Origin of the sequence: Gemmata algarum (genome assembly GCF_034097035.1) — a bacterium.
Lineage (GTDB): Bacteria > Planctomycetota > Planctomycetia > Gemmatales > Gemmataceae > Gemmata > Gemmata algarum.
The window spans coordinates 14159-27574 of record NZ_JAXBLV010000200.1 but is presented as its reverse complement, the minus strand read 5'-3'; the positions used below and the strand labels follow the sequence as shown (position 1 = coordinate 27574).

Genomic DNA, 13416 nt, shown 5'->3' with positions numbered 1-13416 from the left:
AATTTTCTCTCCGCGCCCTCTCGCGCCCTCTGCGGTGGAACACTCTTTCTTGCGCCTTCTTGTGCCCTCTGCGGTGAATCACTGCCTTTTGGGTCATCATGAGCACACCGACACCAGTGCCCGCGCCCGCGGCGCCCGACACACAGACCCTCTGGCGCCTCATCGTCCAGGCCGGGGGGATGAAGGCGTACATCGACGGGCAGCTCCGCGAGCGCGGGTTCCTCGTCACCCGGCGCGACGCCGACGCGATGTCCGACCGGGAGAAGGACGCGTACAAGAAGGCGCTCAAGCAGGAGGCGGAGGAGCGCCGCAAGCTCCGGCGGGAGACGTGGGGCGCGTACAAGGCGAACCACATCGTTCACCTCGGCGAGGGTGTGTTCTGGACCGACGAGCCGAAGGACGATAAGTGGGACACGCCCAACAGCGAGGAGCGGGCGGCCGAGAACGAACTCCCCGCGCTCGACAAGCCCGAACAGCTTGCGGAGGCGCTCGGCGTCACCGTCGCGCAGCTCAAGGGCATGGCGTACCACCGCGACGCCGCCACGTCCCTGCACTACGTCCGGTTCACCATCCCCAAGCGCGACGGCACCGAGCGGCCCATCTGGGCGCCGAAGAAGCGCCTGAAGGCCGCGCAGCGCTGGATCTTGCACCACATCGTCGAACGGTTGCCGGTTCACGGCTCCGCGCAGGGTTTCCTGGTCGGGCGGTCGATCCTCAGCAACGCGCAGGTTCACGAGAGCCCCAAGATCCTGCTGAAGATGGACATCAAGGAGTTCTTCCCGACCGTCACCGTGAAGCGGGTGAAGGGCGTGTTCCGCCGCGCCGGCTACCGCAACGGGATCAGCACGCTGCTGGCCCAGATCTGCACCGAAGCGCCGCGCGAGATCGTGACCATTGAGGGGAAGACCTATTACGTCTCGCTCGGGCCGCGGTGCCTGCCGCAAGGCGCCCCCACGAGCCCGGCGATCACCAACGCGCTGTGCCTGCGCCTGGACCGCCGGCTCGCGGGGCTGGCGAAGCGGTACGGCTGGCGCTATACCCGCTACGCCGACGACCTGACCTTCAGCCTCCCGATGGAGCACAAGGGGCCGCCGAAACTCGGCTCGATGCTCGGGTGCGCGCGGCGTATCGTGGAGGCCGAGGGGTTCGAGGTCAAGTCCGAGAAGACGCGGATTCACCGAACGGGCGGGCGGCAAAGCGTGACGGGGCTCGTGGTGAACGGCGACGGCCCGCCGCGCACGACCCGCAAGCTGCGGCGCCAGCTCCGCTCGGCGATTCACAAACTCAAGACCGGCAAGCCGCTTCAGGAGGGCGAATCGCTGGCCCGGCTGACCGGGTACGCGGCGTTCGTCCACATGACGAACCCGGAACTCGGCCGCAAGATGCTCGCGGACATTCAGGGGTTCGAGGGGAAGGCGGACGGGCCGGCGGTGTGAGGCACCAACTCCTCCAACGCGATCCGCAGGAAGCGTACCGCGTCCGCGCGTTGCCAGTCGCGCCCGCCTCTCAGTGCGAGCGCCGCTGCACCCACCCACCCTGCGTGCTCCGGGGTATACGGCACAGCGGTACCCGGTGGCACGTCCGGTATGTGCGCGACAAGGGCGCGGATCAACTCGGGCAAACCCGCGCCGGTCTTCGCCGAAACCGAGATCGCCTCCAGCGCGGTGTCGAAGGACGGAACGGCGACCGGGCGATTGTATGTCAGCCGGTCGCACTTGTTGGCGACGACGAGCGGCTCGTGGTGATTTGGCAAATCGTAATACAGTTGCGACACGTTCACACTCGGGTCGGTCGCATCCACCACCCATAACGTCAGGTCCGCGGTTTGAAGTGCATCGTGCGTTCGTTCGACCCCTGCCCGCTCCAGCCCTTCGGCGTCACGCAGGCCGGCGGTGTCGATCAGCTCGAACGGCCAGCCGTCGAACGCGGTGCGCACGCTCACGGCGTCGCGCGTCGTCCCCGCGACATCGGATACAACCGCACGCTGATACCCCGCGAGCGCGTTCACGAGTGAGCTTTTCCCCACGTTCGGCGCCCCAGCAACGACCACCTTCCACGGCTCAACGAGGTGGTGGCCGAGGGTGTGGCCAAGTTCCGCGAGGCGATGAGCCGCGTGCGTGGCGGCGCTCGGATCGGTTTCGATCAGCGCGAGGATACGGCGCACCTCAGTGGCGAACGCGCCGTTAAGTTGGTCAAGGATAACGTTCGCCGTGCGCAGCGTCGGGGCGAGTTCCAGCAGGCGAGCGGGGGGCGTGAGCCCCCCGAGTGGGAGATTCAGTTCGCTGGGCGAGAGGCGAGCGAGGGGCGTGAGCCCCCCGAGTGGAGAATTCAGTTCGCCTTCTGCTGGTCGCTCGATCGGTGAAAGAGGTTGCGCCAACGCCGATAGAGTTGATGCGCACTCGGAGGGCTCACGCCCCCCGAGCGAGGAGCTTCGCTCGGTCGGTGAGAGAGGTTGCGCCAACGCCGATGGGGTTGATGCGCACTCGGAGGGCTCACGCCCTCCGCTCGCCAGGAACTGTTCCACCACCCAGCGCACGACCCGGCGCCCGCCGTGGCAGTGAACCTCCACCGCGTCCGGTGCCGTCACCGCGAGCACCACCTCATCGGCGCCCAGCGTGCCGAACCAGAAACGGTCAACGTCGGGCGCGTCCGGTAACGGTTTCCCGGCGGGCTTGAAGAGCGCTCGCGCCAGTTCCCACGCGCGCGGGCCGCGCACCTCGACGGTGGCGATGGGACCGGTGCCGGGGGGGGTCAGGACCGTCACGCAGGTGTCGCTCACGTCACCGACTCCGCCGCGAGGCGCACGCCGTCGAGCGTCAGGAGCGGATCGTAAATCGCGCCTTCAAGGTCCGCGGTGAACCCGACGCCGCGCAACAGGTCCGCCCCGCCGCCGGTGACGAAGAGGACCGGTTTGAGGTCGCTCAACTGCGACATGTTCCAGACGAGCGTGTCGGCGGCGCCGAAGACCGCGGACTGGATGCCGAGTTCGATCGCCTCGCGGGTGTTGCGCCCGATCGGGCGGTCGGGGTCGAACGGCTGCGGTTCAACCAACGGGAGCTTCGCGGTGAACTCGTGGAGCGCGTGGGCCATCATCCACGGCCCCGGCAGGATCGCGCCGCCGCGAAACACCCCCGCCGGATCGACGTAATCGACAGTGACCGCGGTGCCGACGCCGATCACGATCAGCGGCCACCCGGCGGGAACGCGCACCAAAGCGGCGAGAGCGTTGAGAAGGCGGTCGATGCCCACCCGCTCGCGTTCGGTCACATCGGTGGGGACCGGGACGTGGGCGTGCGCGATGGCGGCCACGCGGTCACCGCGCGACTCGGCCCAGCGCGTGAACTGCTGCTGCCATTCGGGCTGAACGCTCGCCACGGCCCAGTTGAGCGGCGCGCCCAATTCCCATTTCGCGAGTTGTGCGTCCCACTCGTCGGGCCGATCACCGGCAAGAGAGGCCAGTTCCGTAACCGCCCCGCCGAGACACCGGCCCCACTTCAGTCGCGTGTTGCCGATGTCGACGACCACATCCGGCGTCACGGCGTGGCCCCTTCGTCCGCGGGCGGGGTGATGTTGATGACCGCGGTGGTCTGGAAGTCGGTGGTGCGGATCGCGGCTTCGGTCGGGAACTCCAGCGGCTTCTTCCGCGCGGCCTCTTCGGCCTCGGCACGCTTGAGGTCCGCAATCATCTGGCTCACGCGGCCGATGACCAGTTGCAAGCCCTGGCCCGTGACCGCCGAGATCAACATCACCTCGCGCCCCAGGTCGGCAGCGAGCTTGTCGCGCACCTCGTCGGCGCCGGTGAGCTCGGCCTTGCTCACACACACCACTTCCGGACGGCCGTCAAGCGGCACCTTGTACTCGCGCAGCTCCTTGCGGATCGCGTGGTAGTTCTGAATCGGGTCCGAGCCGTCCGCAGGGAACGGTTCCACCAAGTGGATCAGCACCCGGTTCCGTTCGACGTGGCGCAGGAACTCATGCCCCAGCCCGACGCCCTGGGCCGCACCTTCGATCAAGCCCGGCAGGTCGGCGATCACGAACCCCGCGTCACCCACGGTGACGATCCCGAGGTTGGGCGACTTCGTGGTGAACGGGTACGACGCGATTTCCGGCGTGGCCCGCGTGACGCGCGACAGGAACGTCGATTTGCCCGCGTTCGGGAACCCGACCAGCCCGGCGTCGGCGATCACCTTCAGCTCGAACGACACCCAGCGCTCTTCGCCCTCCTCGCCCGGCTCGAACTGCCGGGGCGCGCGGTTGGTGGACGTCTTGAAGTGGACGTTCCCGCGCCCGCCCCGGCCGCCCTTCGCGACGACGACTTCGTCACCGGGCTCCACGAGGTCCTTGATCGTGTTGCCGCGCTCGCGGTCGCGGATGAGGGTGCCGGGCGGAACGAGGAGGACGATGTCCTCGGCGTTCTTCCCGGCGCACTTGGAGCCCAGACCGGCTTCGCCGTTCTTGGCCTTCCAGTGCTTCTTCATCGTGAGGCCGGCGAGGTTGTCGGCGTTCGGGTCGGCGCGGACGATCACCGAGCCGCCGTCGCCCCCGTCGCCGCCGTCCGGGCCGCCCATCGGGACGTACTTCTCACGCCGGAACGACGCGGCCCCGCGGCCCCCGTCCCCGCCCTTCACGAACAGTTCCACGCGATCGACGAACATAGCTGTCGGTCCAAAGTCGTATGTCGAGAGTCGTAACGTCACACAGTCAAAGGTCGTAAAGTCAGCCGAAGCCATTATAGACGGTGCGGCCTTCGACTTTAACGACTTTGGAGCCGGTTTACATCCGCTCAACAACGCGGATGCCGAGCAGATCGAGCGCCTGCTTGATGACCCGGCTCACCAGATCGACCAGCAGCAGGCGACTCGCCTTCAGTTCCGGCGTTTCCGCCTTCAGCACGTGACACTTGTCGTAGAAGATGCTGAACGCTTTCGCCGTATCCCACAAGTAGGCCGTGATCAGGTGCGGCGCATAATCGGCTGCCGCCGCCTCAACGGCCTCTGGAAAGCGGAGCAGTTGCATCGCAAGGGCACGCTCTTGCGGTTCCCCGAGCAAAATCGCCGGCGGGGACGAGCCGAACAGAACCTCGTCAACACCGCCCTCGCGCAGAATGCCGCGTGTGCGGGCGTAGGCGTACTGCATGTACGTCGCGGTGTTGCCGGTTGTCGCCGTCATCTTGTCGAGGTCGAACACGTAGTCCGTGGTGCGGCTCTGACACAGGTCGGCGTACTTCACCGCACCGACGCCGATCGTCTCCGCGATGCGCGCGACCTCGTCGGCGCCGAGGTCCGGAACCTCGTGCCCGTGTTCGCGGCGGTCCGTGACGCTCTCCTCGTAGCGCTTCCGCCCGTGGCTCACCGCGTCGTTGAGCAACTCTTCCAGTTCCGGCGCGCCGCCGCCGCTGGTCGAGTATTTCTTGCGCTCCTTGTTCAGCATCGAGCCGAACTGAATGTGCTCGAACTCGGTGCTCGCGTACCCCCAGCGCTTGGCCTGCGCGTACACCGTTTTGAAGTGCAGCGCCTGCGGCGAACCGACGACGTACAGCATCGCGTCGGGCTTCCACGTCTCGGCGCGATACTTGATGGTCGCGAGGTCAGTGGTGGTGTATGTAAAGGCCCCGTCGCGCTTACGGACGATCGCGGGCGGCTCTTCCTTCTGCTGCTCCTCTTCGGTGCGCGGCACCACACCCTTCGCGTTCGGGATCACGATTGCGCCCTTGCTCTCGAACGCGATCCCCTTTGCGAGCATTTCTTCGACCACGCCCGGCAGCATCGGGTTGTAGAAGCTCTCGCCGAGCGCGTAATCGATCTTCACATCAAGGCGCTCGTAGATCGGGCGCAGCATCTCCAGGCACGCCGGCATGAACGTCTTCCACAGCGCGACGTTTTCCGGGTCGCCCGCGTGGAGCTTCGCCGTCTCCTCTTGGCACGCTTTCTTCAGCGGGTCGTCGGTCGGCCCGTCTTCCTCGTCGTCGTCCTTCTTGAACTGCTTCTTGATCGTGACGTACAGGCGTGCAAGCTCGCGCACCGGGTCGGCGGCGAACGCCGCGTCGTCGCGGTGGTTCTTGTACCCGTACAGCAGGATGCCGAACTGCGTGCCCCAGTCGCCGAGGTGGTTGTCCCCGATGACGGTGTGGCCCAGGAACCGCAGGATGCGCACCAGCGCGTCGCCGATGATCGTGCTGCGCAGGTGGCCGACGTGCAGCGGCTTCGCCACGTTCGGGCCGCTCAGGTCGATCACAAACGTTTTCGACTTCGCGGCCGGCGAGACGCCGAGCTTCGGGTCGGTCGCGATCTCTTGCAGCGCCTTGGCGAGGAACTCGGGCTTCAGGCGCAGGTTGATGAACCCCGGCCCCGCGACCGTGGGCTGTTCCAATAAATCGTTCGGGGGCAGCGCGGCGACGAGGGCCTTGGCGACCTCCGGCGGCTTCTGGCCGAGCTGCTTGCCCAGCGCCATCGCGCAGTTCGCCTGGTAGTCGCCGTTGTCGGCGTTGGCGGCGGGCTTGATCGCGCCGAGCAGGTCCGGCACCTTCGCGCGGTCCGGCGCAAGTCCCGTGAGGGCCGGCTCGAACAGCGAACGAAGTTGGGTGAGCAGGTTCATGAGGGTGCGTGGTGCCGAACGCGAGACGGTCGGTGGTTTTCGTTTCGCGCTCCGAACCTCGCGTTTCGCGTTCGGAAAAGCGACTGTCGGCCGAACGCCGACGCCCCGGTAACGAGGCGCGACGCGGCCGACAGGTTCGTTATAGGGACGCTCACAGGAAGTTCCTGCGGGCGGTCACGTTACTCTTCGCGCTCCCAGTCCACCTTCACGGCGTCGGCCCACAGCTCTTCGAGCTTGTAGTAGTCGCGCGTGTCGGTGTCGAACACGTGAACCATCACGTCGCCGTAGTCTTGCACGATCCACTTGCTGGCCTCGTACCCCTCGATCCCGAGCCGGATGTCGCCCTCGGCCCGCAGCGCGGCGTCGGTCTCCTCGGCCACCGCGTGGATCTGGCGGCGGCTGGTGCCGGTGCTGATGACGAAGTAATCGAACAGGGGGGTACTGGACCGCATGTCCAGAACGACGATGTCGCGCCCCTTGTTGTCGGCCGCGGTTCGCGCGGCCACGCAGGCCCGGTGCAGGGCGCTGCTCAGGGGCTTCGCGGTCGGGGTGGGCACCGTGTCCACCGGGCTCAACGTGCTCAACGTGGCGGTGTTCAAGTGGCCTCCTTCAGGGCATGGTGACGGCCTCCGAAGGATCGGTTCTCCGCGTGCCAACGAGTGTGGGTTGCACCGTTGTCGTGGCCCTTCCTCCGGGGATGTTTCGGGTTCGTGCCATGCCGGCTGATACCGGGTGCGGAACTCCCGCACCTCTTGTGTGTAATATTCAGCCGGTTTAAGTCATGGGTCAAGCAAGATGGCCTCGATTCCCCGAATGCGGCGCGTCAGGCGCGCCCCAGCCCGTATTTTCGTTCCCTAACCCGAACGCCCGGAACCCGGTCGCTCACGCGGCCTTCGAATCCGCCCGCGGCCCGCTTGGCGGTCCTGACACCGGTTCCTAGGAGCGGGTTCGTCATCTTAGATGATTCACGACCGGACACGATTCCGTATTCTGATCGCAAACCTTCTGAGACTTCTCCCGGGTCAGCCCCATCATGAGTCGCCGCGTTCTGGTCGCCCCGGCCCCGCTCCGCGAGATCGAGTTCACCTATGGCCCCATTCTACGCGGAGCGGGCTATGCTATTGAGTATCCCCCTCGTGACCACGTATTCACCGAACAGCAAATGAGCGTGCCGGAGTTGCTGGCGCAACTGCCGGGGTGCGTCGCGTCGCTCGCCGGGAGCGAGCCCTACACCCGCGAGGTCATCGCGAAGGCCGCCGAGGCGGGCCTCAAGGTGATCGCGCGGGCGGGCGTGGGGTACGACGCCGTTGATTTGCAGGCCGCGACGGACCACGGGGTCGCGGTGTGCTACGCGCCGGGCACGAACCAGGAGGCGGTGGCCGAACACGTCTTCCTGCTGATGCTCGCGCTGGCGCGGAAGCTCCGCGAGCAGGACACCGAGATCCGCGCCGGGCTGTGGCCGCGCCGCGCAGTCGGCAATTTGCGCGGCAAGACACTTGGTGTCATCGGCCTGGGGCGCATCGGGAAGGCGGTGGCCCGGCGGGCGGTCCCGTTCGACCTGAAGGTGATTGCCACCGAGATCGCCCCCGACCACGCCTTCGCGGCGGCGCACAACGTCACGTTCGTCCCGCTGGAGCAACTGCTGCGGGAGTCGGACATCGTCACGCTGCACGTGCCCAAAACGCCGCTCACGAAGAACATCATCAACAAGGACACGCTCGCGCTGATGAAGCCGTCCGCGTTCCTGCTGAACACCGCCCGCGGGGGCATCGTTCACGAGAAGGACCTGTACGACGCGCTGGTGGCGAAAACGATCGCCGGGGCGGGGCTCGACGTGTACGAGGTCGAGCCGCCGAAGACGAACCCGCTGTTCGGCCTCGACAGCGTGATCCTGACCGCCCACACGGCGGGCGTGGACCAGCAGTCGCGCCAGGACATGGCCCGCGTGCCCGCCCAGGCGATCGTGAAGCTGCTCGCCGGGGAGTGGCCCGAAGAGTGGGTTGTCAACACACAGGTCAAAGAGAAGTTCTTCGCCCGGTTGTAGTGGCGTGGCCGTTGGACGGCGCGGGCGCCGCGCCACGGGACCGGACCCTTCCGCACGACCGGGACAGCGCTGCCAATGTCCGAAGACGTGATTCAGATCGACCGCCTCGTGGTGCGGTACCGGGGCAAACCCGCGCTTCAGGGGCTGAACCTGCGGGTGCCGCGCGGGTCCGTGTACGCCTTCCTGGGCGACAACGGGGCCGGCAAAACCACCACGATGAAGATCCTCACCGGGCAGGTGCCGCCGGACGCCGGGACGGCCACCATCCTGGGGCTCGACTGCTGGTCGAAGGCGACGGACCTGCGGCACCGGGTGGGGTACATGCCGGAGCGCCCGCGGTTCTACGACTGGATGACGGTCGCGGACATCGGCTGGTTCACCGCCTCGTTCCACCGGCAGGGGTTCCTGGGGCGGTTCCAGACCGCCGCGGAGCGCCTGGGCCTGGACACGTCCAAGCGCCTGAAGGACCTCTCGAAGGGCGGGTACGCGCGGGTCGGGCTGGCGCTGGCGCTGGCCCCGGAGCCCGAGGTGCTGCTGCTCGACGAGCCCACGTCCGGCCTCGACCTACTGACGCGCCGCGAGTTCCTGGCGAGCCTGGGCGAGCTGGCGGCGGCGGGCCGCACGGTGTTCGTCACCAGCCACTCGATCGCGGAACTGGAGCGGGCCTGCACGCACGTCGGGCTGCTCCGCGACGGCCAGATGATTATGTCCACCACGCTCGAACAGGTGCGCAAGCAGGTGCGCCGGCTGAGCCTGCGGTTCACCGGTTCGCCGCCGGACCCGACCGGCCTCGGGACGCTCCTCGAGCGCTCGGCCACCGGGCGGTTCTGGCAGGTGCTGGTGCGCGACCCCGATCCCGATGCCGTGGCGGTGCTGCGGAACCGGCCCGACGTGACCGACTTCGAGGACCAGCCGGTGGGGCTGGAAGAGCTTTACGCCGCCTTCATGGCGAAGGCCCCGGACGGCGGCGCGGTGCCGATGGTTCGGAAGGTGGGAGAGTGATACCGAATCCGGTTGACGAGTAACCTTCTTCTGTAGCCGGCCTCTGTGAGGCCGGTGCGACGCTACCCGTCTACCACCGGCCTCACAGAGGCCGGCTACAGAAGACAGCGAAGATACCGATCTATCGGATTCCAGTAGTTTCAAGTTCGCGCAGCAGCGGTTCCGGTCTTGAGTGTGGGCCGCTCGCTCCGCGAGCGGTCGCGAGGCCGCTGTTGAAGCGATCGGTTTTGTTGGTCCGCCACCGGAACCCGCTCGCGGAGCGAGCGGTCCACACTCAAGACCGGAACACGGACCGCTGCCATCTGTTATTAGTGGCTGCTCACGCGCGCGGTGCCGCAAGGGGCTGAAGAGGGTCGAGAGAGCGCCGCCGGAGCCGATGGGGCGCGGACTGGACATTCGCTGCCGTTTGACTGCCGATTCGCTACCCGCTCGCTGGGTGGTTGGGACCTGCGAATCACCGACTCCAATCGCCGGCCGCGTTCCTCGGATTTGCCCAGCCCGCGTCCGCAGCATGCGTCGCAAGGCGTTACGAAAATTAGCCTTACGCCATGCGGGTCCGTTTCAGAGGTGTCGGGCGCGGTGGCAGGGATCGGCGCCGAGGTGGTCCGTTTGGCACTCGCCTCTTGCGCGCGGACTTCTGGAAGCTCCGCGCGGGGGAATTAGGGTGGGAAAGTACCCAATGTGCCGACTGTCCGGACGACCGCAGCCCCGCAAGAAGAGAAGTCTGTTTCCGCTTTGGTCGGCTTCTTTCGCCCGTACCCCGACGCTCCCGGCCGAAAGCGAGGAGTTCCGATGATCCGAGCTGTGATGTGGAAGGAGTTCCGCGAGCAGTGGCTCATCGGGGCCACGCTGGTGGTGCTCGGCGGCGGGTTGCTGGCGGCGGCGGCGGTGCTCGGCGATCCGCCCAAAGCGAGCGCCGGACCGATGGACGTGGTCGGGATGCTGGGGCTGGGGCGCGTCGCCACCCTCATGCTCGTGGTCACCGCGGGAATGGTGTGCGGGGGGGCGCTGTTCGCCGCCGAGCGCGAGGCCGGGACCATCACCTTCCTGGAAGTGCTCCCGGGCTCTCGGGGGCGGCTGTGGCGTGCCAAGGTGATCGCCGGGGTGGTAATCGCGCTCGTCCAGACGGTTCTGCTGCTCGGGATCGCGGCGGCCCTCGGGCTGGCGCCGCCGGCGTTCGCCGCGCGGCTCGTGGTGTACGGGCTGCTCGCGTTCGTGTGGGGCACCTTCGGCTCGACGCTCGCGCGCACCACGCTGGGCTCGGTCGGGTTCGCGGTGCCGTCGGCGGTACTGGCGACGTTTGTCTACCTGCTGCCGATCAGCCTCGCGTTCGCGCCGCCGGGTGGCGGGGTGCCGCGCCCGGCCGGGTGGCTGGTGTTCGAGGCGCTCATGATCGCGACCCCGTTGGCCCTCTCGGCCCGCTGGTTCACGGCCCCGGACCGGGCACGGCGGGCCGACAGTGCGCGCCCGGCGCCCGGGTTCCGCGCGCTGCTGTGGCTCGGCTGGCGGCAGATGCGGTTGCTCGCCGCGGTGCTGTCCGCGTTCGCGCTCGCGTTCGGGTGCGTGCTGTTGGTTCCGGAGGCGCAACCGCTGTTCGTGTGGCCGGGGCTGGCGCTGGCCGCCGGGGCGCTCGCGGGGGTGACCGCGTTCGGCGACGAACAGGTCCACCGGACGGGCGGGTTCTGGGCCGAGGGGCGGCTCCCGATCGGGCGGGCGTGGGCGGTGAAGGTGGGGCTGCACCTCGCCCTCGTCGCGTGGCTCCTGGCGCTCCTGCTGGCGCCGTCGGTGGTGCGGGCCGTGTCCGAGGGCCAGATGCGGTTCGGTTACGGCCGCGGGCTCGTCGCGGTGGCGCTGCGCGACCGGCTGTTCGACGAACTGGGGCCGCAGTCGTGGAAGTACCTAGCGGTGCCGGCGGTGTACGGGTTCGCGGCCGGGCACGTGTGCGGCTTGGTGTTCCGCAAGCTCGTGGTCGCGTGCGGGGTCGCGATGGTGGTCGGCGGGTGCCTGGCGGCACTCTGGGGGCCGTCACTTTTGGCCGGCGGGGTGCGGCACTGGCAAGTGTGGCTCCCCGCGCTGGCGCTGATCGTGACGGGCCGGCTCGTCGTTCGCCCGTGGACCACGGACCGGCTCCTGGGGCGCGGGCCGCTGGCGCGGCTCGGGGCCGGGACGGGGGCGGCGCTGGCGGCGCTGACCGTTGGGATCGGCGCGCGGGTGCTGGAGGTGCCCGACAGCCCCGACAGTGACGACGATCTGGCCTACGTGGCCGCCCTGCCGACCTACGACGAGAACGTGGCGGGCCGCGAGTTCCGGTCCGCGGTAGAGCGGTACTCGCGGGCGGTTCAGTACGCCGATACCGGACCGGATGGGCAGGCGCTCGCGCGCCTGCGCCCCCGCCCCGCCGAGCGACTGGAAACGGCGGTGCGGTCGGGCTGGGTCGGGGGCGACCCCGAGTTTGCGGCCTGGCTGGACCGGGTGTTCGCGGAGCCCAACCTGCCGGCCGACGAGCGCACCTGGCACGCGATCGCAGAGGAAGCGGCGACCAAGCCGGTCGGGCAGTTCGAGTCGCCCCGGCTGGTGAGCACCACGGCCACGACCGCCGGGATGCTGGACGGCGCGCGGCGGATGGCCGTGGCGCTGCTGGCGTGGGGGCTCCAGGAGCAGGCCGGCGGCACACCGGAGGCGTTCTGGAAGCGGTTCGCCACGGTGGTCGCACTGGCCCGGAACATGCAAAACGGGGGCGGCGTACTGCCGCTGGCCGCCGGCCAAGACATCGAGCGCATCGCCCTTACGGCGGCCGAGCGGTGGCTGGAACGTCACCCCGGCCGGTCCGCCCGACCGGGAGCGGCGAACGGCGCCCGGGGACCGGCCCCGGCGCTGCGGTCCGCGATCCAGACCGTAGCGTCCGGTGACACGTCGCCACCGCTGGACATGCGCCCGCACCTGCTTGCCGACCGGTTCGTGCTGCGCGAGCAGATGCGGGCGCCCGGGCAGTGGCTGATACCCGGGCTCACCCCGCCCGGCGGCAACCCGGATCTGGTATCGGCGGAAGCCGACTTGGTGGGGTTCGCGTGGGCCGTCCCGTGGGAGCGCGAGCGCACCCGGCGGCTGCTCAGCCTCGGGTTCGAGCCCCAGCCGAACGGCCTGTTCGGCGCGAGCCCGGCGCTGCTGATCGGCCGCCCCGGGGCGCAACTGCTGTTGGTGCGGAACCGGTCGGGCGGGGACCAGACCGAAACGGATCAGGTCCTGCGAACGACGCGCCGCGCGATGATCCTGAAGCTGGCGATTCGCGCGCACATGGACGAGAAGGGAGGCGCCCCCGCGACGCTGGCGGACCTGACGACCGGGCCGACCCCGTTCCTGCCAAGCTTGCCCGAGGACCCGTATGCGGACGGGCGACCGTTCGGGTACCGGATATCGGCGGGCGAAACCTTGCGCGGCCCGCCGCGCAGCCCGGGACCGGGTTCCGGTCCCGGGCCGGGCCGCGGCTCGGGCGACCCGCCGCTCGAGATCCGATCCGGGCAGGTTTTGTTGTGGAGCGTCGGCGCCGACGGCACCGATCAGGGCGGGACCGTGATCCCCGGGGGACCGCGGTCCGAAGATATGGTCTTCCTGGTGCCGATGTTCACTCTCGATCCACGGTGAGGCGCATCACTCGAAGAACGGGCGGATCGGACCGACGAACCTGGGAAGCACCTCCGGGAGCGCGAGCGGGTCGACGGCGGTTCGACGCCGCGTGAGCTCGCTCGCCTTTTCAGCGCCGGTCCGAAGGGCGTCCG

9 protein-coding genes are annotated in these 13416 nt (G+C 68.7%); 4 read left to right on the top strand and 5 right to left on the bottom strand.

The annotated features are described in order from the left end of the window. The first annotated feature begins 98 nt into the window (after positions 1-98). Complete coding sequence (locus tag R5W23_RS21665) at positions 99-1436, top strand: reverse transcriptase family protein (RefSeq protein WP_320688080.1); 1338 nt, start codon at positions 99-101, stop codon at positions 1434-1436. On the opposite strand, the gene R5W23_RS21660 is transcribed toward R5W23_RS21665, so the two are convergent. From R5W23_RS21660 to rsfS, 5 genes are all read right to left on the bottom strand, one after another. Next, entirely contained in the window at positions 1397-2779 is a 1383-nt protein-coding gene (locus R5W23_RS21660; RefSeq protein WP_320688079.1) for a GTPase, read from the bottom strand. The two genes, R5W23_RS21665 and R5W23_RS21660, sit on opposite strands and share 40 nt — an antisense overlap. Next, positions 2776-3537, bottom strand: coding sequence for a type III pantothenate kinase (locus R5W23_RS21655; RefSeq protein WP_320688078.1), 762 nt, complete (start codon positions 3535-3537; stop codon positions 2776-2778). Before R5W23_RS21655 ends, R5W23_RS21660 begins: the two co-directional genes overlap by 4 nt. After that, entirely contained in the window at positions 3534-4655 is a 1122-nt protein-coding gene (gene obgE / locus R5W23_RS21650; protein WP_261184933.1) for a GTPase ObgE, read from the bottom strand. The genes R5W23_RS21655 and obgE overlap by 4 nt, the downstream gene beginning before the upstream one ends. A 118-nt stretch (positions 4656-4773) precedes the next feature. Further along, positions 4774-6594, bottom strand: a complete 1821-nt coding sequence (gene argS, locus R5W23_RS21645) for an arginine--tRNA ligase (RefSeq protein ID WP_320688077.1) — start codon at positions 6592-6594, stop codon at positions 4774-4776. A 179-nt stretch (positions 6595-6773) separates the two neighbouring features. Then, positions 6774-7193 (bottom strand): ribosome silencing factor, encoded by a 420-nt coding sequence (rsfS, locus tag R5W23_RS21640; RefSeq protein ID WP_261184935.1) that lies wholly within the window; start codon positions 7191-7193, stop codon positions 6774-6776. A 434-nt stretch (positions 7194-7627) separates the two neighbouring features. Here rsfS and R5W23_RS21635 point away from each other — a divergent pair, with 434 nt between their 5' ends. From R5W23_RS21635 to R5W23_RS21625, 3 genes are all read left to right on the top strand, one after another. Then, on the top strand, positions 7628-8638 hold the full coding sequence (locus tag R5W23_RS21635) for a phosphoglycerate dehydrogenase (protein ID WP_320688076.1): 1011 nt from the start codon (positions 7628-7630) through the stop codon (positions 8636-8638). 75 nt (positions 8639-8713) lie between these two features. Next, complete coding sequence (locus R5W23_RS21630) at positions 8714-9640, top strand: ABC transporter ATP-binding protein (protein ID WP_320688075.1); 927 nt, start codon at positions 8714-8716, stop codon at positions 9638-9640. Between the two features lie 792 nt (positions 9641-10432). Continuing rightward, positions 10433-13282 (top strand): ABC transporter permease, encoded by a 2850-nt coding sequence (locus R5W23_RS21625; protein ID WP_320688074.1) that lies wholly within the window; start codon positions 10433-10435, stop codon positions 13280-13282. Positions 13283-13416 lie beyond the last annotated feature (134 nt).

Excerpts from the sequence above, each read along its gene's own strand:
- argS (WP_320688077.1), bottom strand. The coding sequence starts at position 6,594 with ATGAACCTGCTCACCCAACTTCGTTCGCTGTTCGAGCCGGCCCTCACG.
- obgE (WP_261184933.1), bottom strand. The coding sequence starts at position 4,655 with ATGTTCGTCGATCGCGTGGAACTGTTCGTGAAGGGCGGGGACGGGGGC.
- R5W23_RS21665 (WP_320688080.1), top strand. The coding sequence starts at position 99 with ATGAGCACACCGACACCAGTGCCCGCGCCCGCGGCGCCCGACACACAG.
- R5W23_RS21635 (WP_320688076.1), top strand. The coding sequence starts at position 7,628 with ATGAGTCGCCGCGTTCTGGTCGCCCCGGCCCCGCTCCGCGAGATCGAG.
- R5W23_RS21630 (WP_320688075.1), top strand. The coding sequence starts at position 8,714 with ATGTCCGAAGACGTGATTCAGATCGACCGCCTCGTGGTGCGGTACCGG.
- R5W23_RS21625 (WP_320688074.1), top strand. The coding sequence starts at position 10,433 with ATGATCCGAGCTGTGATGTGGAAGGAGTTCCGCGAGCAGTGGCTCATC.